Annotated in this window: 32 protein-coding genes; 13 read left to right on the top strand and 19 right to left on the bottom strand. The window is 37.9% G+C overall.

From position 1 onward, the window contains the following. Nucleotide 1: 1 nt before the first annotated feature. Together ABD769_RS10265 and ABD769_RS10260 are read right to left on the bottom strand one after the other, a co-directional pair. Nucleotides 2–1867, bottom strand: coding sequence for an Nramp family divalent metal transporter (locus ABD769_RS10265; RefSeq protein WP_344851337.1), 1866 nt, complete (start codon nucleotides 1865–1867; stop codon nucleotides 2–4). Then, nucleotides 1854–2516, bottom strand: a complete 663-nt coding sequence (locus tag ABD769_RS10260; RefSeq protein ID WP_344851336.1) for a metal-dependent transcriptional regulator — start codon at nucleotides 2514–2516, stop codon at nucleotides 1854–1856. The genes ABD769_RS10265 and ABD769_RS10260 overlap by 14 nt, the downstream gene beginning before the upstream one ends. Before the next feature lie 127 nt (nucleotides 2517–2643). On the opposite strand from ABD769_RS10260, the gene ABD769_RS10255 reads away from it, so the two are divergent. Further along, a complete protein-coding gene (locus ABD769_RS10255; protein WP_025142637.1) occupies nucleotides 2644–3114 on the top strand; it encodes an Lrp/AsnC family transcriptional regulator in 471 nt (156 codons plus the stop codon). A 185-nt stretch (nucleotides 3115–3299) separates the two neighbouring features. On the opposite strand, the gene ABD769_RS10250 is transcribed toward ABD769_RS10255, so the two are convergent. The 3 genes from ABD769_RS10250 to ABD769_RS10240 all read right to left on the bottom strand — a co-directional run bounded on the left by ABD769_RS10250 (nucleotide 3300) and on the right by ABD769_RS10240 (nucleotide 5275). Further along, the gene (locus ABD769_RS10250; protein ID WP_344851335.1) at nucleotides 3300–3962 is read right to left on the bottom strand and encodes an alpha/beta fold hydrolase; all 663 of its coding nucleotides are present in this window, start codon (nucleotides 3960–3962) and stop codon (nucleotides 3300–3302) included. Further along, complete coding sequence (gene ung, locus ABD769_RS10245) at nucleotides 3962–4642, bottom strand: uracil-DNA glycosylase (protein ID WP_344851334.1); 681 nt, start codon at nucleotides 4640–4642, stop codon at nucleotides 3962–3964. Before ung ends, ABD769_RS10250 begins: the two co-directional genes overlap by 1 nt. A gap of 153 nt (nucleotides 4643–4795) precedes the next feature. Further along, nucleotides 4796–5275 carry a thioredoxin family protein gene (locus ABD769_RS10240; RefSeq protein WP_344851333.1) on the bottom strand — a complete coding sequence of 160 codons (480 nt, stop codon included), beginning with the start codon at nucleotides 5273–5275 and terminating at the stop codon, nucleotides 4796–4798. Between the two features lie 154 nt (nucleotides 5276–5429). Between ABD769_RS10240 and ABD769_RS10235 the strand changes: the two genes are divergently transcribed. Further along, nucleotides 5430–5969 carry a DUF2892 domain-containing protein gene (locus ABD769_RS10235; RefSeq protein ID WP_344851332.1) on the top strand — a complete coding sequence of 180 codons (540 nt, stop codon included), beginning with the start codon at nucleotides 5430–5432 and terminating at the stop codon, nucleotides 5967–5969. A 316-nt stretch (nucleotides 5970–6285) separates the two neighbouring features. Here the strand turns inward: ABD769_RS10235 and ABD769_RS10230 are convergent, their stop codons facing one another. Continuing rightward, a complete protein-coding gene (locus tag ABD769_RS10230; RefSeq protein WP_344851331.1) occupies nucleotides 6286–6783 on the bottom strand; it encodes a YdeI/OmpD-associated family protein in 498 nt (165 codons plus the stop codon). Between the two features lie 169 nt (nucleotides 6784–6952). Here ABD769_RS10230 and ABD769_RS10225 point away from each other — a divergent pair, with 169 nt between their 5' ends. Beyond that, entirely contained in the window at nucleotides 6953–7507 is a 555-nt protein-coding gene (locus ABD769_RS10225) for a pyridoxamine 5'-phosphate oxidase family protein (RefSeq protein ID WP_344851330.1), read from the top strand. A gap of 104 nt (nucleotides 7508–7611) precedes the next feature. Here the strand turns inward: ABD769_RS10225 and ABD769_RS10220 are convergent, their stop codons facing one another. From ABD769_RS10220 to ABD769_RS10185, 8 genes are all read right to left on the bottom strand, one after another. Then, entirely contained in the window at nucleotides 7612–7824 is a 213-nt protein-coding gene (locus ABD769_RS10220) for a hypothetical protein (RefSeq protein ID WP_344851329.1), read from the bottom strand. A 138-nt stretch (nucleotides 7825–7962) separates the two neighbouring features. Continuing rightward, nucleotides 7963–9672: a lysine--tRNA ligase gene (lysS, locus tag ABD769_RS10215; protein WP_344851328.1), complete on the bottom strand. Its 1710-nt coding sequence runs from the start codon at nucleotides 9670–9672 to the stop codon at nucleotides 7963–7965. A gap of 63 nt (nucleotides 9673–9735) precedes the next feature. Then, the gene (locus ABD769_RS10210) at nucleotides 9736–10092 is read right to left on the bottom strand and encodes a helix-turn-helix domain-containing protein (RefSeq protein WP_025142628.1); all 357 of its coding nucleotides are present in this window, start codon (nucleotides 10090–10092) and stop codon (nucleotides 9736–9738) included. 4 nt (nucleotides 10093–10096) lie between these two features. Then, nucleotides 10097–10390: a type II toxin-antitoxin system HigB family toxin gene (locus ABD769_RS10205; protein ID WP_344851327.1), complete on the bottom strand. Its 294-nt coding sequence runs from the start codon at nucleotides 10388–10390 to the stop codon at nucleotides 10097–10099. Nucleotides 10391–10447: 57 nt separating this feature from the next. Next, nucleotides 10448–12364, bottom strand: a complete 1917-nt coding sequence (locus ABD769_RS10200; protein ID WP_344851326.1) for an AMP-dependent synthetase/ligase — start codon at nucleotides 12362–12364, stop codon at nucleotides 10448–10450. Between the two features lie 298 nt (nucleotides 12365–12662). Next, complete coding sequence (locus tag ABD769_RS10195; protein WP_025142623.1) at nucleotides 12663–12989, bottom strand: HesB/IscA family protein; 327 nt, start codon at nucleotides 12987–12989, stop codon at nucleotides 12663–12665. 100 nt (nucleotides 12990–13089) lie between these two features. Further along, complete coding sequence (iscU, locus tag ABD769_RS10190; RefSeq protein ID WP_025142622.1) at nucleotides 13090–13503, bottom strand: Fe-S cluster assembly scaffold IscU; 414 nt, start codon at nucleotides 13501–13503, stop codon at nucleotides 13090–13092. A 116-nt stretch (nucleotides 13504–13619) separates the two neighbouring features. Beyond that, the gene (locus ABD769_RS10185; RefSeq protein WP_344851325.1) at nucleotides 13620–14831 is read right to left on the bottom strand and encodes an IscS subfamily cysteine desulfurase; all 1212 of its coding nucleotides are present in this window, start codon (nucleotides 14829–14831) and stop codon (nucleotides 13620–13622) included. A 117-nt stretch (nucleotides 14832–14948) separates the two neighbouring features. Here ABD769_RS10185 and mce point away from each other — a divergent pair, with 117 nt between their 5' ends. Both mce and ABD769_RS10175 read left to right on the top strand, forming a co-directional pair. Beyond that, on the top strand, nucleotides 14949–15356 hold the full coding sequence (gene mce / locus ABD769_RS10180) for a methylmalonyl-CoA epimerase (RefSeq protein ID WP_344851324.1): 408 nt from the start codon (nucleotides 14949–14951) through the stop codon (nucleotides 15354–15356). Nucleotides 15357–15650: 294 nt separating this feature from the next. Further along, on the top strand, nucleotides 15651–15935 hold the full coding sequence (locus ABD769_RS10175; protein WP_344851323.1) for a hypothetical protein: 285 nt from the start codon (nucleotides 15651–15653) through the stop codon (nucleotides 15933–15935). Here ABD769_RS10175 and ABD769_RS10170 read toward each other — a convergent pair. Beyond that, a complete protein-coding gene (locus tag ABD769_RS10170; protein WP_344851322.1) occupies nucleotides 15932–16633 on the bottom strand; it encodes a hypothetical protein in 702 nt (233 codons plus the stop codon). The genes ABD769_RS10175 and ABD769_RS10170 overlap by 4 nt on opposite strands. 8 nt (nucleotides 16634–16641) lie before the next feature. After that, entirely contained in the window at nucleotides 16642–16809 is a 168-nt protein-coding gene (locus ABD769_RS10165; RefSeq protein ID WP_344851321.1) for a hypothetical protein, read from the bottom strand. A 287-nt stretch (nucleotides 16810–17096) separates the two neighbouring features. Here ABD769_RS10165 and ABD769_RS10160 point away from each other — a divergent pair, with 287 nt between their 5' ends. From ABD769_RS10160 to ABD769_RS10125, 8 genes are all read left to right on the top strand, one after another. After that, nucleotides 17097–17345, top strand: a complete 249-nt coding sequence (locus tag ABD769_RS10160; protein ID WP_025142617.1) for a type B 50S ribosomal protein L31 — start codon at nucleotides 17097–17099, stop codon at nucleotides 17343–17345. 72 nt (nucleotides 17346–17417) lie between these two features. Then, nucleotides 17418–18584, top strand: a complete 1167-nt coding sequence (locus ABD769_RS10155) for a putative sugar nucleotidyl transferase (RefSeq protein WP_344851320.1) — start codon at nucleotides 17418–17420, stop codon at nucleotides 18582–18584. 76 nt (nucleotides 18585–18660) lie between these two features. Continuing rightward, entirely contained in the window at nucleotides 18661–19422 is a 762-nt protein-coding gene (gene tpiA, locus ABD769_RS10150) for a triose-phosphate isomerase (protein ID WP_344851319.1), read from the top strand. Beyond that, nucleotides 19423–20262, top strand: a complete 840-nt coding sequence (gene prmA / locus ABD769_RS10145; RefSeq protein ID WP_344851318.1) for a 50S ribosomal protein L11 methyltransferase — start codon at nucleotides 19423–19425, stop codon at nucleotides 20260–20262. Nucleotides 20263–20358: 96 nt separating this feature from the next. Continuing rightward, a complete protein-coding gene (locus ABD769_RS10140) occupies nucleotides 20359–21711 on the top strand; it encodes a UDP-N-acetylmuramate--L-alanine ligase (protein WP_344851317.1) in 1353 nt (450 codons plus the stop codon). Between the two features lie 100 nt (nucleotides 21712–21811). After that, nucleotides 21812–22132 carry a helix-turn-helix domain-containing protein gene (locus tag ABD769_RS10135; RefSeq protein WP_344851316.1) on the top strand — a complete coding sequence of 107 codons (321 nt, stop codon included), beginning with the start codon at nucleotides 21812–21814 and terminating at the stop codon, nucleotides 22130–22132. A gap of 119 nt (nucleotides 22133–22251) precedes the next feature. Continuing rightward, nucleotides 22252–22731: an Lrp/AsnC family transcriptional regulator gene (locus ABD769_RS10130; protein WP_344851315.1), complete on the top strand. Its 480-nt coding sequence runs from the start codon at nucleotides 22252–22254 to the stop codon at nucleotides 22729–22731. Nucleotides 22732–22735: 4 nt separating this feature from the next. Then, on the top strand, nucleotides 22736–23665 hold the full coding sequence (locus ABD769_RS10125) for an EamA family transporter (RefSeq protein ID WP_344851314.1): 930 nt from the start codon (nucleotides 22736–22738) through the stop codon (nucleotides 23663–23665). Between the two features lie 203 nt (nucleotides 23666–23868). Here the strand turns inward: ABD769_RS10125 and ABD769_RS10120 are convergent, their stop codons facing one another. The 3 genes from ABD769_RS10120 to scpB form a co-directional block, all read right to left on the bottom strand. Then, a complete protein-coding gene (locus ABD769_RS10120; RefSeq protein ID WP_344851313.1) occupies nucleotides 23869–24987 on the bottom strand; it encodes a GNAT family N-acetyltransferase in 1119 nt (372 codons plus the stop codon). A 72-nt stretch (nucleotides 24988–25059) separates the two neighbouring features. Next, nucleotides 25060–25257 (bottom strand): hypothetical protein, encoded by a 198-nt coding sequence (locus ABD769_RS10115; RefSeq protein WP_344851312.1) that lies wholly within the window; start codon nucleotides 25255–25257, stop codon nucleotides 25060–25062. Nucleotides 25258–25344: 87 nt separating this feature from the next. Continuing rightward, a complete protein-coding gene (scpB, locus tag ABD769_RS10110) occupies nucleotides 25345–25911 on the bottom strand; it encodes an SMC-Scp complex subunit ScpB (RefSeq protein WP_344851311.1) in 567 nt (188 codons plus the stop codon). Between the last annotated feature and the right edge of the window lie 151 nt (nucleotides 25912–26062).

Genomic DNA, 26062 nt, shown 5'->3' with positions numbered 1-26062 from the left:
CTTACCTGATTATCAATACAGGAATATTAACCTTGTGCCTTACGGAATCAACCGTTGTTCCAAAAATAAGATCTTTTAAGCCCTTATGGCCATGTGCACCCATCACCAGGAGCTCCATTTCGTTCCGGTTACTGATGTCGGCAATGGCTTTACCTGTATTACCAAAACCGATAAAGGGTGTAGAGGCGTAACCTAAATCTTCGAGATTGTTACGGTATTTCTCCAGGTTTTCAGCATCGCTCATGGTTTCGTGATCCATAACATTGTTGCCATGGTAACGTGCAGCAGCAGTTTCTACTACGTGGATGAGGTAGTAATGTGCATCTTTACCACCCTGAATTAAAGCATGGCGAATGGTATTTTTATCATTTTTAGAAAAATCGACGGCAATACCAATACGTTTGTAACTAATCTTATCAATTTTACCAATATCCAAAGCATTTCCATGGGGAATAAGCGATCGGGAAGCATTCTTTTTCTTTTCTAATAAAGGGTGGAAAAAAACATAAAGCAATAACAGCACGATCAGGACCAAAGCTGGGATTACAATTACATAAATCCACCAGTTGTTGGCTTGTTTGGCCCAGCCGCTTATTTCTTCAATTACCAGTTTTACATTCAACGCAATAATAGCTATGGCACTTGCCCAGGCCAGTACCTTAACCCATGGCTTGATCGCAAAATCTTTCATCAGTTTTTTATCTGAGGTGAAGTGGATCAAAGGAATTATAGCAAAGCCCAACTGTAAACTTAAAACCACCTGGCTAAGCACCAATAATCCTCCAAGGGCATCGTCGCCATAGTGCAAAATGGTAAAGAATGCAGGAATGATTGCCAATAAGCGGGTAATTAAGCGACGCAACCAGGGCTGGATCCTTAAATTGATATGCCCTTCCATAATAATCTGTCCCGCTAAGGTTCCGGTAACCGTAGAGCTTTGTCCTGCAGCAATTAATGCAATGGCGAATAGGGTTGGGGCAACACTTCCAAAAATGTTCGAAAGTAATTTATGTGCATCCTGTATTTCGGCCACCTCGTGTAAGCCGTTTTTATAAAAAGCTGCAGCAGCAAGGATTAATATTGCAGCATTAACAAAAAAAGCGAGGTTTAGCGCTACGGTGGTATCAATCAGATTGAATTTCAAGGCTTCTTTTATGCCTTTATTGTTCCGTTCAATTTTTCTGGTCTGCACTAAAGATGAGTGCAGATAAAGGTTGTGGGGCATCACGGTAGCACCAATAATCCCTATAGCAATATAAAGTGCATCACCATTTAAGATCGAAGGTTCAAAACCTTTTGCTATTTCTTTAATGGATGGTTCTACAATAAACATTTCAACTAAAAAGGAAATTCCAACAATAAAAACCATCGAAACAATAAATCCTTCCATGGCCCGCATTCCCTTATTTAAAAGAAATAGCAATAAAATAGTGTCGAAAATGGTAATGGAGATGCCCCAAATGAGTGGTAAGCCAAAAAGGAGTTGTAAACCTATGGCCATGCCGATAATTTCGGCCAGATCGCAGGCAATAATAGCGGTTTGTGCTAAACCAAACAAAGGAATGTTGGCCCAGCGGGGGTAAGCCTGTTTAGAAGCTTGTGCTAAATCCAATCCGCGTACAATACCTAAACGGGCACTTAACGATTGCAGAAGTAAGGCGATGAGGTTCGACATGAGTAGAACCCAGATCAGTTGGTAGCCAAATTTACTGCCGCCAGCCAAATCGGTTGCCCAGTTGCCGGGATCCATGTAACCTACACTGATTAAATAGGCAGGACCAATAAAAGCCAAAATTCTTTTCCAGCCTTTTCTTTTATCTGTATTTACGCTTTGATGTACTTCACTTAACGATTCAGTTTTTGCCATTACTGCTGATTAAAATATGTTTTGCAACTTCTCTGCTAATATTAATTTGTTTCCCGGATAGCATAATTTCTACCGAACCATCGAAATCGGTAACATCGCTTACCTCAATTTGTTTGCCCAATGTAAGTCCTAATTTTTCTAAATGCTTTAAAAAAGCAGAGCTGTGCTGACTAACGCCGGTAATGGTGCCCGAATCGCCAATTTTTAATTCGATCAGTTTAATAAACTGTGTTTTGGCAAAGCGTCCGTTTTTATCCGGGATTGGGTCGCCATGGGGATCTGCTTTTGGGAAGCCCAGAAATTCATCAAGCCGCTCAATCAGTTCTACCGATTTAATGTGTTCTAACTCTTCTGCAACATCATGCACTTCGTCCCACTTAAAGTTTAATTTATCTACCAGGAATACTTCCCAAAGGCGATGTTTACGTACAATATCAATCGCTGTATTTCTTCCGGTTTCTGTTAAGGTTACGCCCTGGTATTTGATATAATCAACCAAACCTTTATCGGCCAGCTTCTTAATCATATCGGTTACCGATGCCGGTTTAGTTTGCATCTGCTCTGCAATGGCATTGGTTTGAACGTTGGTTGTCTGCTCTGCCAGGTGATAAATCGTCTTTAGATAATTCTCTTCAGTATAACTTTGCATTTATGTTTATCTAAGTTTATTTTTAGGTAAATCTAAAAATTTTTATTTAAAATATATATGATAAATTATGTTAAAATTTAGAATATAATTTGGTTATGTTTGTATTCTCAAATACCTTTAACACCATATGGCATCTGAATTAGATAAAATTGATTTTAAAATTTTAAGGATTCTTCAAGAGAATGGAAGAATTACCAATTTGCTTTTATCACAGGAAATTGGTTTATCACCTGCACCAACTTTAGAGCGTGTGCGTAAACTCGAAATGGCAGGATATATTAAAAGTTATCATGCATTGGTGGATGAAGAAAAACTGGGTTTAGGGATCAAAACTTTTATACAGATCCAACTCGATTTTCATAAAAACAATACCATCCAGATCTTTTTGGATGAAGTTAACCAAATTAAGGAAATTACCGAATGCCACCACGTTACTGGTCAGGCCGATTTTCTGTTAAAGGTTTATGTGAAAGACATTAAAGCTTATGAACGTTTGATTATGGATAAAATCAGTAAAATTTCTGTAGTGAAAACTTTTCAGACGATGATGATCATGTCGACGACCAAGAAAGAACCGATTGTACCTTTAGAGTACTAGCATATACCAATATTGTTATTTGGATTTCGATTTTCATCGGAATGTATTTATGGGGGTAAGCTAAATAAGGCGGTCGTCATCTCGACTGGAACGCAGTGGAATGGAGAGATCTGTTATAGATTTCCCGACTGCGTTGCACTTCGCTCGAAATGACGATCAGTTTAGTGATGATGTATCGCTTAAAATTAGTCTATTCCTATATTCAATATTATTTTATCAATAATTCCCGAAATTTCCTTTGCGTTTTGATAAACCATAAAATGCGTTCCGTTGTAGATCACAAAATCGGGCTCAGCTGTTTTAGAATAAAGGATTTTATCTTTTGTGCCATGGATGTGGTAAATCCTTTCAGGTACTGTTTTATTTTTCCAGTTTAATATACTCCCGATTGCCCATTTCAGAAAATAAGGATCGGTATCTTTAATAATGTTGCTGAGCAACGTTTTTTCGGTGCCTGATTTTGTACCAAAATAATAGTTCTGGGTGAGTTTGTTTGAAGATTTTAACAGTCTGGCCGGAATATATTTCAACAAACCCAGCTTACCAGCAAAACGATAAAGCAACGGCAAATGACTGCTTAACATCGTACTTGAAATGATGATGGTTTTTACCGGGTTTAAAATCTTCGCTATTTCCACTGCAATCATTCCACCAAACGAAACCCCAACTAAGGCAAAAGGCTGCGATTGATCGATAACTCTGCTCAACCTCCCGGCATAAGCTGCAAGTGATTCATTTTTAACCGGTTTAATCCAATCAACGTGAATAATATTGATTTTTTGATTCAGTCTCAACTTCGAAAAAATCCTTTTATCAGCCCCTAAACCACTAATAAAATACGTATTCATTAAGCTGGCAGGTTCCAGTCGATTGGTTTCAGGTTATTTTGCACTAACAACTGATTTGCTTTAGAAAAATGTTTTGATCCGAAAAAGCCATTATACGCCGAGAATGGCGAAGGATGCGCTGCTGTAAGTACATAATGTTTCTTTTGATCAATTAAAGCTGCTTTTTGCTGTGCATATTTACCCCACAACAGGAACACGATATGTTCGCGTTTTTGAGACAAAGCCTTAATAATTTCATCTGTAAAAGTTTCCCAGCCACGGTTTTGATGAGAACCAGCATCTGAAGCTCGGACGGTTAACGTTGCGTTTAATAATAACACTCCCTGCTCTGCCCAATGTGTTAAGTGCCCGTGATTTGGCGTTTTAAAACCTTCAATATCCGTTTCTAATTCCTTGTAAATATTTTTTAACGATGGCGGAACAGCTACGCCTCGTTGTACTGAAAAAGATAAGCCATGTGCCTGACCAGCACCATGATAAGGATCCTGACCTAATATCACCACCTTAACCTGGTCAAAAGGAGTGGTATTTAACGCATTAAAAATATCAGCGCTTTTAGGATAAACCGTTGCGCCGTTCTGTTTCTCTTCCTGTAAAAAAGACTTCAGGCTTTTCATGTAGTCCTTTTCAAATTCTTGTTCTAAAACGGCCAACCAACCTGGTTCTAATGCTGCAGACATAGTATTGATGTAAAATGTAATAATGTAAGATGTATATGGAGGTAAACAATGTTATTGGTCGATGGTTTTATAGTTCATGGTCAATGGTACAAATGCCCATACTGGCCGATAGACTATAATCAATCATCATACTATGAACCATGAGCGATAATGCTAAGATTTTTTCTTGTAAATCGCTAATAAATCACCTTCTAATGATGTTTTTGGGCCTTCGATAATCCTTCCCAGTTCTTTCCCTTTTTTATCGAAAACAATAAAAGTAGGTACCCTCGAAATGTCTAAGCCATCCAAAATGCCGTTTTCAGCTTTTTTGTTGCCATCAACTGCAATAATTTCTACGTTTTTTTCTTTAAAGTGCAGTGCATCTAAAATCTTAAAGAAGTTTGGCACATTTGCCTTACTATCACCACACCATGTACCTAAAACAATTTTAATTTTTTCGTTTTTAATTAGTTTTTTCAGTTCGATCATGGTTGCTGCATCCGGAACATAAGCGGCGTAAAGCGGATCGTACATTTCTTTAAACTCAGGAAAAGTGGTAATTCCTTCGCGGGTGCAGGCGTTAATCAGGATATCTTTATTATGGACCTGATCGTGGATTTTTTTATTCATTTCCTGTGCAGAAACGTTCATTGCTAGTATAATTAGGGTTATAGATAAAAAGATTTTCATATGTATTGTGTGGGTTTTTAGTGCCTGTAAATTTTTAATGAAATTATTGTTTTAAAATCTAAATTCTGCCATTTAAACACGATATTTGCAAAAAAAAATAATTAGAATAAAATTTATGCCAAATATTATCAGATTAATTGCGGGGTTTGCTTTACTGGGTGGCGCAGTAGCTTTATTTATCTTTGGCTTCTGGCCATGGGGCATTATTGCCATTTTATTAGGAATAATTGTACTGGTAACTTATTTCTTTAATGAGAACATGCTTTTAGCGCAATGGTTTCTTAGAAAAGATAACATGCCTAAAGCAAAAATGTTTTTAGATCGCATTACCAACTACGAAACCCAGTTAATTAAAGTTCAGCATGGTTACTATAATTTATTGATCGGTTTAATTGAAAGCAGAACAGCACCAATGCAAAGCGAGAAATATTTCAAAAAATCGCTTGCTTTAGGGATGCAGATGGATCATAACGTTGCATTGGCAAAACTAAGCCTGGCCGGTATTGCAATGGCTAAACGCAACAAACGCGAAGCAACCATGTACCTTGCCGAAGCAAAAAAAGCAGATAAAAATAAATTACTGGCCGATCAGATTAAACAGATGAAAGATCAGATGGGCATGATGGACAAGCAGCAGCAGGTTCGTTACAGATAATATTAAACTTTGTAGTTTGGAGCCATTTCATAATTGAGATGGCTTTTTTGTTGGGTTGTATTTTTTGAGGAAATGAAAGGGCTGTGTTTTATCGGGGGCTGCAATCCCGCTGTACGCTTTAGCCCTCATACTTCGGGGCTGCCGCTCCCATCGGGTTTATAATGAAAGGCAAGTGTATAAAATGTATGATGTAAAAAATTCCGTCATTACGGGGCACAAAGCAATCCTAATGCGGATGCAATTAGCGATCGTAAGATTGCTTCGTGCAATGACGACTTTTCTTATGAATTTGTCGATGCAAATCGAGATGTGATAGTTACAAAGGATCCCTTCCAATAAATCTTTCTTTACCCAACAGAAAACCGATTGCCTTTTTAACATTTTTCTCTACTGATTCTTCCGTTTTAAGATTCGCAATATAACGTATAATTTCTTTCTGTAAATAGGGGGCGAGGCCATCAAATACATCCCTGGCCTGTTTATTTTCTGCTAAGGCCTGCTCCAACTTATGATTTATAATTAGTGTACGTTCTTCAGTATCAAATTCAATTTCAAAAGTTGCAATATCGCCAAGATCTTTTCCGGCCGCCTTTCGCATGGGAGTGTTCAGATACAAACGCCAACCACCGGCATATTTTACTAAGGTTTGTTTAAATTCATAACCATCAATTTTCATAACAATTGGGAGCTGTCCTTTAGTTTCGCCAGCCTGTTTAAAAATATAAGCCAAAGTTTCTTCCGGTACAAATACAAAAGGATTAATGCCGATAATTTTAATTTCAGCTTTAAACGGTTGCGGTTTTTTAATCTCCATTAATTAAAGGTATTGCCTTTCATTAAAAATCCATAGCAATAGATTAATAAATCTATTCTATTTGGCTGCGTTAAACACTCATAGCTAACCGCTATCCGCCGTCCGTTTTCCGCAAAAACTCAAAACTAAATTCTACTTTCCTTTGTAGTTAATATAAAATCTTATACCTATGGCAACATCACAAGAAGGAAGTACAAACAATACTCAGGAAGAAAATAATATTAAAGATTTGGGCGGCAAAGCAGCCATCGAAAAACTTAGAGAACTGGCAGAAAAAGCAGAAAGTTGTTTTTTCTGTACCAATATTAAAACGGGTATTCCATTATCTGTCAGGCCAATGGCCATCCAACAGGTTGATGATGAAGGAAATATCTGGTTTATGAGCATGAAAGACAGTCATAAAAATGAAGAGATTTCTACTGATCCTTTTACCCATTTATTATTTCAGGCAGGCGCACATTCAGGCTTTGTCAACATTTATGGCATTTCAGAAATCAGCAGGGATCAGGCTAAAATTGATGAACTTTGGAGTCCATTTATTAAAACCTGGTTTCAGGGAGGAAAAGATGATCCGAATATTACACTGATTAAAGTAATTCCGTCAGAAGGGTACTATTGGGATACCAAACACGGAACTGCAGTTGCATTTTTGAAAATGGCAGCATCCGTAATTACCGGGAAAACAATGGATGATTCGGTAGAAGGAACGTTGGAGGTTGACTAAATTTTGGTTAACTGTTTAAATTGCTTAACTGGTTAATTGTTTAAAGCGGTTAGCCGGTTAATTGTTAAATTAACTGCTGACGGGAAATTGCCAACTGAAACAGACTACTTGTCTCCTAAATAATCGAATCCTTCATATTCTTCTCTTTGGGCTCTTTTGCTTAAGATACCTTCATCTTCAGCCTGGGCTCTTGAGAAAAATAAGGCTTCGGCCTGGATTCTTTTTATTAACTGGCGAACTAAAGTTAAATCAAAAGCATCTTTGCTTAATTTAATGCAGTATTCTCTTTCGTTAATTTCTAAACTTGACGTATTCATAAGGCAATGATTTATTTATCGATTGCTGTAAATATAGAAAAGGCTTGCTAAACAATTGTTAGCAAGCCTTTTAAGTTTTTGTTATGTTTGTGTTAACACTAAAGATGTGTTTTCACCGTTACGAAAGCCTTTTTTCGATTATTTATGTGATAAAAACAAGCCTTCATCGGTTTTGGCTACCTTTAAAATGCCTTTACCGGTTAATGCTTTTAATGTTGTATCCCACTTTTTATTGCTCCAATCGGCTAGTTTTGCTTTAATATCTGTTAACAGATATTGCTCGCCTTCCGAAATCAATGCAAATAATTCTGTTTCTTCTGGTGTTAACTCTATTTTCTTTTTCTCCGGTCGCATCTGCGGGAAGAATAACACTTCCTGGATGGTACTTTGGTTAGTCATTAACATTACGATACGATCGATGCCAAAACCTAAGCCTGAAGTAGGAGGCATACCGTACTCTAAAGCACGAACAAAATCGTCGTCCATGGCCATCGCTTCGGCATCACCACGATCGGCAAGTTTTAACTGATCTTCAAAACGTTCTTTCTGGTCAATCGGATCGTTTAATTCAGAATACGCATTTCCGATTTCTTTACCATTCACAAATATTTCGAAACGCTCCACCAATCCTTCTGCGCTGCGGTGTTTTTTAGCAAGCGGCGTCATCTCGATTGGATAATCCGTAATAAATGTAGGCTGGATTAAATTAGCTTCTACTTTATCACTGAAAATTTCGTCTACTAATTTACCACGACCCATGGTAGAATCGGTTTTGATGCCTAATGATGCGCAGGTTTGTAAAAGCTCCTCTTCAGTCATTTTCGAAACATCAATTCCGGTATATTTTTGGATCGATTCGTACATGGTCAGTTTTTCGTATGGCCCTTCGAAATTGATTTCGTTTTCACCAACTTTTACCACAGCCGAACCATTGGTTGCAATAGCCACTTTTTCTAAACATTCTTCAACCATGGCCATCATCCAGATATAATCTTTATAGGCCACATAAATTTCCATTGAGGTATATTCCGGATTATGCGTACGGTCCATTCCTTCGTTGCGGAACATCTTACCGAACTCATAAACGCCGTCGAAACCTGCAACGATCAGCCTTTTCAGATACAGCTCATTTGCAATACGAAGGTAAAGTGGCATATCCAAAGTATTGTGGTGCGTAGCAAAAGGACGTGCGGCAGCACCACCATGTATAGGCTGCAGGATAGGGGTTTCTACCTCCATCCAGCCTTGCTCATCAAAGTAATTGCGCATGCTGTTAATTACCTTGCTGCGTTTGATGAAAATCTGTTTGTAATCAGGATTTACTGTTAAATCTACATAACGCATGCGGTAACGCAGTTCTGGATTGGTAAAACCATCATATACGTTTCCTTCATCATCACGTTTTACGATGGGTAGCGGACGTAATGATTTAGCTAAAACAGTAAAACCGGTAACGTGGATAGAAATTTCTCCTGTTTGGGTAGTAAAAACGTAACCGGTAATCCCGATAAAATCGCCGATATCCAAAAGCTTTTTAAATACCGTGTTGTATAAGGTTTTATCATCGCCAGGACAAAGCTCATCTCTCTTCAAATAAATCTGGATACGGCCTGTAGAATCCTGTAATTCAGCAAAAGATGCGGCACCCATTATATTACGTCCCATAATACGACCCGCTAAACTAACGGTCTTATAGGCGGTTTTATCTTTTTCGTAGTTTGCTAAGATGTCGGCAGCAGTAACGTTAACTTCATAAGCTTCTGCCGGATAAGGCTCAATGCCTAACTGGCGTAATTGTTTTAACGACTCACGTCGTAATACTTCTTGTTCTGATAATCCTATACTCATTTCGGGTATTTTTTGCAAAAGTAATGATTTTGCAGGGTTTTATTTTTGTCTTAATGTATAATTTTAATATGCCTGGATAAGCACATCTGTAGGTATATTGAAACTTTCGTGTAATTGTCTGATCATATCGAGTGATAATTTCCGCTTTCGGTTTAATATTTCACTAGCCCGGCTTTTTAAACCAACAACTTTGGCTAAATCACTTTGTTTATAGCCCATTTGTTCCATTCTAAACTTGATGGCCTCAATTGGGTCAGGAAAACCAATAGGGAAATGTTTGTCCTCGTAATTTTCGATGAGGATCGCTAATACCTCTAATTCATCACCTTCGACCGAGCCTTTTTTAGCATCGAAAATAACTTCGAGCCTTTCTAAGGCTTGTGTGTAATCATTTTGATTTTTGATCGGCTTAATATTCATGTGTTTAGATTTTAGTAGCATCTATTTTATCATATTCAGCATGAGTACCAATAAAACGTATCCAGATCATCTGATAATCATAATTGATTTTGATAATCAACCGATAGTTATTGCCTTTAATATTAAAAACAATTCTATTATCAGCCAAGATACTTGCACTGGGATAATCGTTTTTTACATCATTAGGCTTTTCCCAAATGCTATTGCTTGTTTCCTGGTACCACGATTTCAGTTGTTCTTCACAATCCCGATGTTTTTCCCAAAAATCACGCAGTATTTTTTTTGCGATTATTCTCACTTAGATAAATATTGTACAAATATAAGAAAAGTTCCCTAATTGGGAAATTTTTAATTGTTATGATTCCGCTTCTACACCTTCTTCATACATTTCGTTAATCGCATCTGCATATTTCTTTTCCACAATACGGCGTTTAACTTTCATGGTCGGGGTAATTTCGCCTTCATCGATATTGAAAGGATTACGTTTGATCTTGAAGTTTTTAATGCGTTCAAATTTTGCCAGTTCGTTAGAGATTTTCTTAATGTCCTGTTCCATCCAGTCGATAATTTCCTGGTTACGGATAAAAGGATCAGCTTCTTCGAAAAACGATGGCTGAAGTTTAAAAGTTTCTTCCAGTGTTTCCCTGTTCGGGATAATGATAGCCGTGATAAATTCGCGTTTATCGCCAATTAAGAACAATTGGTCAATTTTAGGACTTTTTAAATAAATATTTTCTACCGGGGTAGGATATACGTTTTTGCCGTAAGCATTTACGATCATGTTTTTTAAACGATCGGTAATCTGCAGGTTCCCTTTATAAAACCGGCCAATATCGCCGGTGTGGAACCACATATCTTTATCAATTGCCTCGGCAGTTTCTGCAGGTTTGTTAAAATAACCTTTCATTACACAGTGACCACGCACAATTACTTCACCCTCAGCACATTCGTAATTTTCTTCAAAAGTATGGTGTGTCTGGATGCTTAGCATTGCTTTGCTTTCTACATCCTGTATGCCAACCTCAATGCCGGGGATTACACGTCCAACCGTACCATAAACCTGCCGGTGGTATTCCGTAACCGACATTACCGGCGAAGTTTCTGTTAAACCAAAACCTTCCAGAATTTTAATGCCCAGATCGCCAAAAAACTCACCTACATTTTTAGGTAAGGCCGCTCCGCCCGAAATCATGAATTTTAAACGTCCACCGGTTTTTTCCTTGATCTTGCTAAAAACCAGTTTCTCTGCGATTCCTTTTTTTGCCGATAAGATCAACCCCGGATTTTTGCCTGCTTCTTTGGCTACACGGTATTTATTTCCGGTTTCTAAGGCCCAGGTAAATATTTTTGCTTTTTTACCTCCGCCTGCAGTTCCGCCTTTTATCGCTTTATCGTGAATGCGCTCCAGCAAACGTGGTACGCAACTCATTACGGTTGGACGCACTTCGCCCATGTTTTTGGCTAAGAGTTCTAAACTTTGTGCAAAGGCGATTTTACAACCCTGTGCACAGCAAACGTGATAAGTGGCGGTACGCTCGAAAACGTGAGATAATGGTAAAAATGACAGGAAAGTTTCTGTTTGGTCAATCACCGGGATTTGCTGCAAACACACCTCCACATTTTTTACAAAATTATAATGGGTAAGCATTACTCCTTTTGGCGTTCCTGTTGTTCCTGAAGTATAAATTAGTGAGGAAACATCTTGTGGCAACACTAAACTTCTGCACTGGTCTATTTCGGCCCTTTCAGCAGCTGTAACCTGATGTTTAAGTGCCAGGATATCAGAAAAAGCAATTACTTCTACATTTACATCTGCTGGGATGGTAACTTTCTCAAAATCTTTAAACGCGGGAATAATATATTTTAGTTCCCTGCAATTGGCCGCAACCTTTAATACTTTACGGTATAAAAAATTATTCCCAACAAGAATGGCTTTTATGCCGGAATCGTTGATGATATAAGACACCTCCTGCTCAGAAAGCGTAGGATAAATGGAAACGTTGATTACGCCAATCTGCTGGATTCCCTGATCGTAATAAACATATTCTGGAGAATTTTCGATCATTAAACCTAAGCGGTCGCCTTTTTTTATTCCTTTCTCTAAAAAGAATGCAGAAACTGCATCAGCTCTTTTCAGGGTATCTTCATAAGAAATTTCAGCCCATTCTGCACCCTGTTTATGGATCAAAAAGGTTTCTTGTGGTTGATGTATATTTTTTACAACATTCCGCAACAGGGTAGGGACCGTTGAAAATTCGTTTATTAATGGCATTGCTCGTAATTGGTTCGCTGATTTATAATTAACAATTATAAGGCTTTTTGGTTTAAAAATACAAATTGGGGTAAGAGTTTGGTTGTTTAAGTAGTTTTAAGGCTGTACTGGTTTCAATAGGTTCAACTTCGATGTCGTCATTTCGAACGGACTGCAACAAAGTCGAGAAATCTATCGAGATAGATCTCTCCGCTACACTGCGTTTCGGTCGAGAGGACGTATCTTGTTAAAAACAAACCTTTTAAAACGCAAAAAAGGTTCCATAAAATGAAACCTTTTTCTATAAGTATTGATCTGATTAAACAGAAAAACTCTCACCACAGCCACAGCTACGGCTTGCATTCGGGTTGATGAAATTAAAACCTTTTCCGTTTAAGCCATCTGTAAAATCCAGTTCAGTTCCGGCCAGATAAAGGAATGATTTCATGTCTAACGCAATTTTGATTCCTCTGTCTTCAAAAAACTGATCGCCTTTTTGCTCTTCGTTATCAAAATCCAGATTGTATGATAAACCCGAACAGCCACCACCTTTTACTGATACGCGTAAAAAGTAATCAGAACCCATTTCCGAATCCTGCATTAAGTGAGTGATTTTTTCTTTTGCTTTATCTGTTATCGTAATCATTGTGATAGAGATTTGTGATTTGAGATGTTAGATTTGAGATATATTTGAGCGCCCTAAGTTAGGTGCTCTCACATCTCAAATCTATTATCTTACATCTATTCTAGTGGTGCGATTTTTCTAATACAATAGCTTCCAAGCCATTTTTAACGCGGTAATCGTTAATCGCAGATTTAATTGCATCTTCTGCCAAAACTGAGCAGTGGATTTTTACCGGAGGTAAAGCCAATTCTTCAACAATATCCATGTTATCGATAGATAAAGCTTCATCAATTGTTTTTCCTTTTAACCATTCTGTAGCTAAAGAAGAAGAAGCGATTGCAGAACCACAGCCAAATGTTTTAAATTTAGCATCAGTGATTACGTTATCTTCGCCAACTTCAATCTGTAAACGCATTACGTCGCCACACTCAGGTGCACCAACTAATCCTGTTCCTACAAATTTGCTGTCTTTATTTAAAGTACCTACGTTACGTGGGTTATTGTAATGGTCAATTACTTTTTCTGAATATGCCATGATTTCTATTTCTTAAGTCTCCTTTCGGAGATAATTTTATTTATTAATTATCAGTTACCAATTTTCAATTACCAGTTTACCTACTCAAAACTGGTAACTGCCAACTCCAAACTGGCCTAGTGTTCCGCCCACTCGATTTTACTCAAATCGATTCCTTCTTTAAACATTTCCCAAAGTGGAGAAAGTTCTCTTAAGTGGTTAACCGCTTTTTGAGTTACTTCAATGGCCTGGTCAATTTCTTCTTCCGTAGTAAACCTTCCTAAGCCGTAACGGATAGAAGAGTGTGCTAAATCATCAGATAAACCTAAGCTTTTTAATACATAAGATGGTTCTAAAGATGCTGAAGTACAAGCCGATCCGGAAGATACTGCTAAATCACTCATCGCCATCATTAAACCTTCACCTTCAACATATTTGAAAGAAATATTAGCTACATGTGGTAAACGGTGTTGTGTATTACCATTAACATAACTTTCTTCCATTTTGTTCAAAGTAGTTTCCAGCTTATCACGCAAAGCAGATAAACGTGCTGATTCACTTTCCATTTCTAAACGGCAAAGTTCGCAGGCTTTTCCTAAACCAACAATACCAGGAACGTTTAATGTACCCGAACGCATACCACGCTCGTGGCCACCACCATCCATTTGTGCGGTTACTTTAACCCTTGGGTTTTTACGACGTACATAAAGTACACCAACACCTTTCGGACCGTACATTTTATGTGCAGAGAAAGCCATTAAATCGATACCATCCGCATTTACATCAACCGGAATTTTACCAACTGCCTGCGTAGCATCAGTCATAAATAAAGCGCCGTGTTTGTGTGCAATGGCAGCAATTTCTTTAACCGGTTGTATTACACCGATTTCGTTGTTGCCATACATAATCGAAACTAAGATAGTTTGAGGTGTCATGGCAGCTTCCAGTTCAGCTAAATCAATTAAACCGTCTTCTTTAACACCTAAATAGGTAACGCGTGCGCCATTTTTCTCTAAGTGTTTGCAGGTATCTAAAACCGCTTTATGTTCAGTAACCGCAGTAATAATGTGGTTACCTTTTTCTTTGTACATCTCAAATACACCTTTAATTGCCAGGTTATCGGCTTCGGTTGCACCTGATGTAAAAATAATTTCTTTTTCAGTACAGCCGATTAATTTGGCTACCTGCTCACGGGCATAATCTACACCCTCTTCGGCCACCCAGCCGAACGCGTGATTACGACTTGCGGCATTTCCAAATTTCTCAGTAAAGTAAGGTAGCATTGCTTCCAGCACACGTGGATCTAACGGTGTTGTAGCATTATTATCTAAATATATCGGCTGTTTCATCTCTATTCTGTTAATTATATCACAAAGATACGAAAAAACTTATTTAACAATTATAAATAATAGCTATGAGCTTATAGAGAAAAGCCGCATTTTTACATTCACATAACCTTATAATCTATGAAAAAGATAGAACACATCGGTATCGCGGTAAAAGACCTCAACCGTTCCATCGCCATTTACGAGAAACTGCTCAATACCGATTGCTATAAAACAGAGCAGGTTGCCTCCGAATTTGTAAATACAGCTTTTTTTAAAACAGGCGAAAATAAGGTAGAGCTGCTGCAGGCTACCGCTCCAGATAGTGCAATCGCTAAATTTATCGAAAAAAAAGGAGAGGGGATTCATCATATCGCCTTTTTGGTTGATGATATCCTGGCTGAAATGGAACGTTTGCACCGGGAAGGTTTCGTGCTGCTCAATGAATCTCCAAAAAAAGGGGCGGATAACAAGATGGTTTGTTTTGTTCATCCAAAAGATACCAATGGTGTGCTGATCGAGATCTGCCAGGAGATTAAATGGGTATAAGGATGGAAGATGGAAGAAGTAAGATGAGAAATGGCTTAACTCGCTAGTTCATTCTCTCTTTAAAGGGGTGCCTGCAAGGCGGGGTGTCAATATAAACGTATTTATTTTTTAGAAAACGAATGGTTCCGTATTCCATAGCCCTTTCAGTCCTGCTGTAGACTATAGTCCCTCTTTTCAATCGGGAGCTGCCGTTTCCATCAGGTTTATTTAACTTTGGCCTGTGGTGCTTGGCTTTAGCAAATTGCCTAATAAAACTTGATCTTAAAATCCTATAATCTCAAAAATCCTAATTCCGTGTCATTAACCAGTATCATCAGCAAAGATTTCGATATACCGGATACCCTTTCAGAGAATCAGTTACGTGAAGCAATGGTTACTGCTTTTGCCTACCTCATTGACAACGATTTCCCGAAACTAATCCAGATCTTATATAAGGCAGATGTAGATCAGTATAAATTAAAAGAATTGTTAGAAACCGTAGAAGGGCTTAGCTCTGCCGAAGTAGTTGCCGATGCATACATTGCCCGTCAGAAAGCTAAAATAGAAACCTGGAAAAAATACAGTCCGAAAAAGGATTAATCGGTAGTTTCTTCCTGCGAAGGATTGAACCTGTTGTACATATCCATATCAAAAAACGAAATGGAATTAATCTTATCTGCTTTTAACACAAGGTCGGTTTTTAATTCATCAGTATTGGCAACAGAGCCATCTTCAATATAACTGGCATAAACCGTTAAATACTGGGTGGTAAAAACCAGTTCCTTATCGTCGGCCTTGCGGTAACCACTAAAAGCAGGGGTAATGCGGATGTAACTTGTGGTAAAAGGTTTTGGCAGTTCTTTCACCCAGCCGATGTAAAATTTGCCGCTGTCCATGGTAAACTGTAAAAGGTGTGCATCAAAAAAAGAGGAGCTTAATAACAGTTCAAATTCATTTCCCGATGTAGCTATTGCCCTTTTAATCGCTTTTAGGCGGTTGATAAAAAGATTCGCGATCTCAGTTGCCGCAACGGCTACTAATAAAGATAAACTTGTGGTGCCAAAATAAGGCGCATGAATAGGAAGTAATCTGCTAAGTTGTTCAACGGTTTCTGGCCAGATGGCAATAAAAATTCCCCTTAATATAAAACACGCGCCGAGTAATAGGATTCCGGCAAAAGCAGAATTTAATAGTATGCGCTGGCTTTCGAGCCGGTATTGCACATACCGCAGGTACCTGAACCTGATTAATATATAATAGCCGCCTACAAGAGGGAACAAGAGTAGGTTAAATGGCATTTATATGGTTATTTTTTGTTTTTGTCCTTTTCTATCTTTTTGAAAATATTCGATTGCATTAATGCACCCACCATTTCGATAACCCTTGGCTGCGCAAAAAAATCAGGACTTTTAATGTAGAGCTTTCCGCTGCTATCGGCATGGATAATGCCGTCAAATTCGCTTTCTTTTCTCATATACCAAATTTACACATATTTTTTAAATATCTGAAAAACAATATTCAGCTCAAAAAAGTTTAGCTTTGCCGCGATCTGTTTATGCCCTTTTGATTAAACCAGAAGTAGAAAAGCCATATAATTTAAAATTCTTTAATTAGGCTTGTAAATCAAAAATAAAATTAAGATATTTGCATCCTCTAAAATAGAGGTAGAAAGACTAATAGGAAATGTCATAAGCGTTGTTGCCAGCAAATTGCAAAAATGTTCTTGATGCTTTCACACAAATAACTAAAAATAATATTCAAATGAAAAAAGATTTGCACCCAACAAGCTACAGACCAGTTGTTTTTAAAGATATGTCTAACGAATATGCTTTCTTAACAAAATCTTGCGTAGATACTAAAGAAACAATTAAATGGGAAGATGGTAACGAGTATCCTCTTTATAAATTAGAGATTTCTCACACTTCACACCCTTTTTATACTGGTAAAATGAAATTGGTTGATACTGCAGGACGTATCGATAAATTCAAAAACCGTTACGCTAAGAAATAATTTTAGCTGTAAAAAGCATTTTTTGAAGTCCCTTTGCCAAAAGCATCGGGACTTTTTTTATTTTTGCAGCTTATGACAATCAATCTTTTTGATGATGCCAGCTGGATGTCCCTGCGTCCGCTTACTTTTACCAGGCCAGTGGCCGATCTGCGCATAGGTATTTTAACCATTGCTGAAAAATGGGCCAAACATTTAAAAGCCGATTTTGGCTTTCATACCCAGGATTACCTCTCTATAAAATATGCACCAAAACCTGATGCTAATTTATTTATAAACGGTTCGGTTTGTCCCGATGAAGCTTTGCTTAATGCTGTTGTCAACCTTAAAGCAGGTGAGGTACTCTGTAAAAAAGATGTAATTGTGGCTTATATTGCCGACAGACACGATTCTGAAACTGTTAAATCGCTAAAGCAAATTGAATATGCCGGCGATTTTATACATATTGTTTATCCCGAGCATATTTTTGGTCATAATCCGGCCGAAATCAGAAAAGATTTTAAATTGTTAACTGAAGGACGTAGTTCGGCAAAGTTAAGCGGTACCAATCAGCTGTTAGGAGATGATATTTTTCTGGAAGAAGGTGCTAAAGCAGAATGTAGTGTATTTAATACTACTTACGGACCAATTTATATCGGTAAAAATGCTGAAGTTTGGGAAGGTTCTCTAATCAGGGGATCTTTTGCACTTTGTGATAATTCATCCATAAAAATGGGTGCTAAAATATATTCGGGTACTACAATTGGCCCGAATAGCCGTGCAGGTGGCGAAATTAACAATGCTGTAATCTGGGGCAATTCGGCTAAAGGGCACGAAGGTTATTTAGGTAATTCGGTAATGGGCGAATGGTGCAATATTGGTGCCGATACCAATAATTCGAATTTAAAAAATAACTATGCAGAAGTTAAGCTTTACGATTACGAAAGCCGAAAAATGCGAAATACCAATCTGCAGTTTTGTGGCTTAATTATGGCCGATCATGCTAAATCCGGCATTAATACCATGTTTAATACAGGTACTGTGGTAGGGGTTAGCGCCAATGTTTTCGGCGGCGGACTTCCACCAAACCATATATCTGATTTTAGCTGGGGAGGAGGCAATAGCTTTGAAGCTTATAAACTGGATAAAATGTTAGAAACTACTGAAAAGGTTTTCGCCCGGAAGAACCTACCTTTAGGGGAAGTTGACAAAAACATTATTGCAAAAATATTTGAATTAACCGAATCGTACAGACGATTTTAAATAAGATGAAGGGTTGGGATATTTCAACATTTAAACATTCCAACTTTAAAACATTCTAACATTAAAAAAATACAAAATGAGAAAAAAGATTGTTGCCGGTAACTGGAAAATGAACTTAGATTATAATGAAGGTGTTTCGTTGTTTAGCGAAATTGTAAATATGGTTAAAGATGAGCGCAAAGGCGATCAGCTGGCTATTATTTGCTCGCCATTTATTCATTTAAACAGTTTGGCAAAATTGGGTGGTAACGATGTTAAAATTGGCGCTCAGAACATCAGCGATAAAGAAAGTGGTGCATATACAGGCGAAACTTCTGCTAAAATGGTAAAATCTGTTGGTGCAGAATATGTTATTTTAGGTCACTCAGAGCGCAGACAATATTTTGCTGAAAGCGATGAATTATTGGCTACTAAAACCAAAACAGCTCTGGCACATGGTTTAACACCTATTTTTTGTATCGGCGAAACTTTGGATGAACGCAATAATGGTAGCTATTACGAAGTGTTGAAAAAACAATTGGTTGAAGGTCTTTTCAGCCTGACCGAAGAAGATTTCAAAAAGATTGTGATCGCTTATGAGCCGGTTTGGGCTATTGGTACAGGTTTAACCGCTTCACCAGAGCAGGCACAGGATATTCACGCTTTTATCCGCAGTGAAATTGAAGCAAATTATGGTTTCAATGTGGCTGATGATACTACCATTTTATATGGCGGTAGCTGTAACCCTGGCAACGCAGCAAGTTTATTCTCGCAAAAAGATATTGATGGTGGCCTGATTGGTGGTGCCTCATTAAAATCACGCGATTTTACAGATATTATTAAAGCATTAAACAGCTAAATGCAATACATTAAAGCAATATTTACATTCAAAGGTATCGAAGATTATCAACAGGATCTGCTCATCAGCGATCTTGCCGATTTAGGCTTCGATACTTTCGAAGATAGTGAGGGTGGGTTTACGGCTTTCGTAATTAAGGATAATTTTGACGAACAGGAGTTAAAAGATCTGTTGGGCAATTATAGTGAAGAATTTGCAACAGATTACACTTTAGAAGATGTTGCCGACGAAAACTGGAATGCCGAATGGGAGAAGAATTTTAGTCCGCTGATTATCGATGATGTGTGTTATGTAAGGGCAACCTTTCACGAGCCTCAGCCATCATATCCTTACGAAATCGTAATTGATCCAAAAATGGCTTTTGGTACCGGTCACCACCAAACCACTACCATGATGATGCAGTACATCTTAGCTGCCGATCTTAAAGATAAAAACATCCTGGATATGGGCTGCGGAACCGGAATTTTAGCCATTTTGGCTGCAAAATTAGGTGCTAAAAGTTTAATGGCCATTGATTATGATGATATCTGTTACGAAAGTACAATAGAAAATGCTGCACTTAACCAGGTAGATAATTTACAGGCACTTTGCGGCAGTAAAGATGTTATTCCTGATGACGAATATGATGTTATTTTTGCTAATATCAATAGAAACATCCTTTTAGATCAGATTCACCGTTATGCGGAGGTTTTAAAACCAGAAGGCAAAATTTTCTTCAGTGGTTTTTATCTGGATCCCGATCTGGGTATGATTACGGCGGAATGTGCTAAATATTGCATCAAATACGTTGATCATAAGCAAAACGGCGATTGGGTTGCGGCTCAGTTTGAGAAAAAATAATGATTGAATTTTGAATGAATGAGTGACAGAATGTTTTAGTTTACGATGCATTACCATTCAATCATTCTCTAATTCTTCCATTCAATAATTAAAAATATGCGCATACAATTTATAGCAATTGGTGGAAGTGCCATGCACAATCTGGCCATTGCCTTACATAAAAAAGGATATCAGATTTCGGGTTCTGATGATGTGATTTTTGAACCTGCAAAATCGAGATTAGATAAATATGGCCTTTTACCTGCCGAAATGGGTTGGGATGAAAACCGTATTTCGAAAGATTTAGACGCGGTAATTTTAGGCATGCATGCCCGGATCGATAATCCTGAATTATTGAAAGCGCAGGAACTGGGTGTTAAAATCTATTCTTATCCCGAATATATTTACGAACAAAGCAAAAATAAACTGCGTGTAGTAATTGGTGGCAGTCATGGTAAAACAACCATTACCAGCATGATTTTGCATGTATTAAATTATTATAAACGCGATTTCGATTACCTCGTTGGTGCACAGCTGGCCGGTTTCGAAACCATGGTTAAAGTAACCGAAGAAGCTCCCATAATGATTATTGAAGGTGATGAATATTTATCGTCGCCGATTGATAGAAGACCTAAATTTCACCTCTATAAAGCAAATGTTGCGGTAATCAGTGGTATTGCCTGGGATCACATCAATGTTTTTCCGACTTACGCTGATTATACGTTGCAGTTTGATAAATTTATCGATACCATCGAAACTAAAGGTACTTTGATTTACTGTAAAGCAGATGCAGATCTGAACGAGATTGTATCCAATTCAAAAGCTAATGTAACTAAAATCGGTTATGCCATTCCTGAACATGAAATCAGAAACGGGATAACTTACCTGCTTCCGGAAGAAACAGCGCTAAAGATTTTTGGCGATCATAACCTGATGAACCTCAATGCGGCTAAATTAGTCTGTAAGCAGTTAAATATCAGTGAATTGGATTTTGATGCCGCAATTGCTTCATTTACAGGCGCAGCCAAACGTTTAGAAGTAATTTCTGCCGATGATTCGACAAATGTGTACAAAGATTTTGCACATTCGCCATCAAAATTAAAAGCCACGATTGATGCAGTTAAAGTACAGTTTACAAACCGTAAACTGGTGGCTTGTATTGAATTGCATACTTTCAGTAGTTTGAACAAAGATTTCCTGAAAGAATATACCGGTGCGATGGATAAAGCCGATGAGGCCATTGTATTCATTGACATTAAATCTTTTGAACAAAAACGCATGGAGCCTTTTTCTGAAGATGATGTACAACAGGCATTTGCAAACCCAAAACTGAAATTTTTTAACGATGCTGCCAAACTGAAAAGTTACTTGTTAAGCCTCAATTATAAGGATACCAATCTTTTAATGATGAGCTCTGGCAATTACGCAGGTTTCGATCTTCCTGAACTGGCGGCTTCGTTAGATAAATAGATATGAGACGTGAGATTTGAGACAGGAGATCACCCCATCTCATATCTAGCATCTCAAGTCTCATATCTCACATCTAGTATCTCAAATCTCATATTTATAAATGAAAAGCATCGGAGACCGCATTAAACAAAGCAGATTGGCCTTAGGTTTAAGTCAGGCTGATGCTGCCAAAAAATTAAATATTTCTACTCCGGCTTTCTGCAAAATAGAAACAGGTCAAACCGATCTCAACATTTCCCGCTTACTCCAGATTTCTAAAACTTTTAAAGTTTCCATTTCGCAATTAATTGATGGTAAAACAGTAGGGGCCGAGCCATCAGCCGAATTAGCAGTGCTTAAAAAAGAACTGATCGAAAAAGAAGAAGAAATTAATAAACTCCGAAAAAAAGTAATCGACCTGTACGATAAATTAGGAATATAAAATTCGGATTTCGATTTAATATGCCGACTAATTATCATAATAAAACTATATCATAGAATAAAATTCATTTTTATTTAAAATATTTTGAATTATGTTCTTAATATTTATAGTTTTACAGAATGGTAATCGAAAACAATTTTAGCCTTGATCATATCGATCTGGCTATACTCAGACTTATGCAGGATAATGCCCGGATCTCAAACGTAGATTTGGCTAAGGCATTGGATCTTGTTCCATCAGCTGTGCTGGAGCGCGTAAAAAAACTTGAGAAGAAGAACGTAATTACCGGCTATAATGCCAAGGTAAATCCTGTTGCGGTCGATTTAAAATTACTGGCATTTATTTCAATGAAATCAGCGCAAAGTTTCAGCTGTAACGATACCGCAAGCGAGCTGGCTAAAATTCCCGATGTGCAGGAAGTGCATGTAATTGCGGGCGATGATTGTTTCCTTGTTAAGGTGAGAACAACTGATTCTGCATCTTTAATGGCTTTGCTGCGCGATGAGTTTAGCAAGGTGCCCAACATTTTATCGGTGAAAACAACTATTGTGTTAGAAACGGTAAAAGAACAACAACAACTGGTAATCCCTCAAAAATAAAATCATGACAAATTTAAATAAAACAGCATCTCCGGTAATGGTTTATTTGGCATTTGCTATCGTGTATATTGTATGGGGCTCTACCTACTTTTTTATCCAGAAAGCACTGGCTGGTTTTCCTCCTTTTATTTTAGGTGTAGTGCGGTTCACCGTTGCAGGCATTTTGTTATTGGGTTGGTGTAAGATAAAAGGCGAAGAGATTTTTAACCTGAAAACGATTAAAATTGCAGCGATAAGCGGTATCCTGATGCTGGGTTTAGGAAATGGGATTGTAATTTGGGTAGAACAATTTATTCCAAGCGGTTTGGTGGCCATCATGGTGGCTTCGGCAGCAATATGGTTTGTAATCCTGGATAAATCTCACTGGAAAGAGAATTTGAGTAATAAATATATTGTTTCGGGTTTGATTATCGGTTTTTTAGGGGTTGTGCTGTTGTTCGGCGATCAGATTATGCAGGCGCTTGATAAACCACAAAGTAACCTGCAAATCATCGGCATGGTACTGTTGGTTTTCGGACCAATTGCCTGGGCTGGCGGCTCGCTTTATTCGAAATATCACCCCACCACAGAAAGTTCAGTTTCTGTAAACACAGGCTGGCAAATGTTGATGGCAAGTTTAGCATTCTTGCCGGGTGCCGTATTGAAATCAGAATTTAAATTACTGGATTGGAGCGGTATATCACTTGATGCATGGTTATCGATCATATACCTGATCCTGTTTGGTTCAATTGCAGCATTTAGTGCTTATGTATGGTTGCTAAAAGTGCGTCCGGCTACACAGGTGAGTACTTATGCTTATGTAAATCCGGTTGTGGCAGTGCTGTTGAGTTTAACTTTTACCAACGAGGTAATTGGAATTACACAAGTAATAGGTTTGGTCATTATTTTAGGTAGTGTGCTGTTGATTAATTTACCAAAGTATAAAAGTGCGTAGGCAAAATAAAAAAGGTTCGTGGCGACACGAACCACAGCATAAGGTTATAGCTAAATCGTCATTTCGACTGAAGTGCAGTCCCGAACGTTCGGGAGAGAAATCTGCTGCATAAAACAAAAAAATGAAATTGAATTTTTTCTTGTTTTCAGTGAATCCGTGGCAGGAAAATAAAAAAAGGTTCGTGGCGACACGAACCTTGGCGATTAAAATATTTTGCGCATCGTTAAATGCTTTTTACCGAAGGTAGCACCCGTAGCCTTGTGTATCGCGATCATCTGCTCATTAAAATCGCCCACCCAGCTTAATTCAAGCTCCTTGTATTGATTTTTAGGTAATACATATTCACCTAAACGAATAAAAAGGACTGATTCCAGGCCATGTTTCTGGAATTTTGGCTTTGTACCCATTACAATGGCCCTCATGCGGGTAACGCCCACCCAGCGACGGTAAGCAAATTTTAATTTTTCAATTAAACCCAATTTGCCATCAAAACCTTTAATCATCTGGTTAGCATCAGGGATTAACACCACAAAAGATGCCGGCTCACCATTAAAATAGGCAAACTGGATCAAATGTTCGTCCATAATCGGCTCCATGCTTTTAAAGCTTTCTTCGAGGGTTTCTTTTTTGATCGGAACAAAGTTTTCAAAATCCTGCCAGCCATCATTATAGATTTCCATTAAATCGTTAATGTATTTGCTGGCATTGGCCTTACTGAAATATTCGAAAGTATAACCCGGTTTGTTTCTTACCCAATTGGCAATTTTGGTAAAACGTTCAGGAAAAGGAATGGTAAGGTTAATATGATTGGTTAACTGTTCATATTCGGTAACAAAGCCATACTTTTCGAAAAACTTTTGATAGTAAGGGAAATTATAATTCATCCCGAAAGAAGGAGGGGTAAAGCCATCCACCAGCAGGCCCCAAAAGGTATCGTTCTCTCCAAAATTTATCGGTCCGTCCATGGCTTTCATGCCGTTTTCAGTCAGCCATGCTTTAGCAGTGTCAAACAAAAGAAATGCTGCTTTTTCATCATCAATGCATTCAAAAAAACCCATTCCGCCCGTTGGCTGATCGTAATGATACGCTTTTTTCTCATTAATAAAGGCTGCTACACGGCCGATAAGTTTGCCCGCATCGTCTTTCAAAACCCAGCGTGTACATTTCCCATGCGCAAAAAAGGTATTTTTTTCAGGATTAAAGACATTTTCTACTTCGCTATCCAACGGACAGATCCAGTTTTTATCGTTTTTATATAAGAGTTTAGGCGTATTTAGAAAATCTTTTTTTAATGATGGATTGCTTACCTGTATTACTTGCATGGGCACATTTTAAAATTAAAAAGCATCCTACCAAGCGGGCGGATGCTTTTTCAAATATATGTTTTTTAAATATTAATAATCGTCGTCGTCATCATCGAAATTCTCGAAGTTGTCAAGATCATCTAACGGCAAGTCAAAATCGTCATCATCATCGTCATCCTGAGGCTTCTTTTTCGTTGTTTGAATATCGTCATCATCTTCAAGATCATCGTCTTCGTCTACCTGTTTCTTTGTAGTCGGCTTTGTTGGGAGTTTCTTTGGCGCTTTCATAACACAAAAATAAAAATTGCTTTTATAGTTTAAAAATACAAAAAAACTTTTTTTAATAACAACCTGGAAGCAAAGAAATTAAATTATTTATTCAACATTTTCGCCAACAGTATTTTCCTCTTTTACGATGTCTTTTAATTGCGGGAGCTGACTCAGGTTATTTAGTCCAAAATAATCCATAAATAACGGGCTTGTACTGTAAAGGATTGGCCTGCCAGGGGTTTCAGCCTTTCCATCGATGCTGATCAGTTCTTTTTCTAGCAGGCGCTGTACCGAATAATCAGAATTTACACCCCTGATCTGTTCGATTTCCAATTTGGTAATGGGCTGGCGATAAGCAATAATGGCCAGGGTTTCCATGGCAGCCTGACTTAATTTTTTCTTCGACCGGTGTAACTGGAGCTGGTTAACGGTTTCGTGATAATCTTTTTTGGTAAGAAACTGATAGCCATTGTTTAAGAATACCAGTTCGATTGCAAAATCATCATGACTATATTTTTCCTTAATCTGCTCGATACATTCGAATACCTGTGTTTCAATAAACTCTTCATTAAAAACGGCGTTAAGTGCAAGCATAATCTCCTGTGTGCCTAAACTTTGGCTGGAAGAAAATATAAGGGCTTCGATGTGCCTGGCGATGTTGTGATTGGGCATATGCAAAAATAGAATTTTTGGGCATAAAAAAAAGCGGTCTCGCTTTTAAAAACAAGACCGCTTTCAACACACAAATGAAACCTGAATTAAGATATAGTTTTAGGTTAGGTTATTAAATATCTATATCAATTCTATAAGAACGTCTTTGATA

The sequence above is a fragment of the Pedobacter jeongneungensis genome (assembly GCF_039538295.1).
Taxonomy (GTDB): domain Bacteria; phylum Bacteroidota; class Bacteroidia; order Sphingobacteriales; family Sphingobacteriaceae; genus Pedobacter; species Pedobacter jeongneungensis.
The sequence above is the reverse complement of the archived record's forward strand: the minus strand, read 5'-3'. Positions and strand labels throughout refer to the sequence as shown.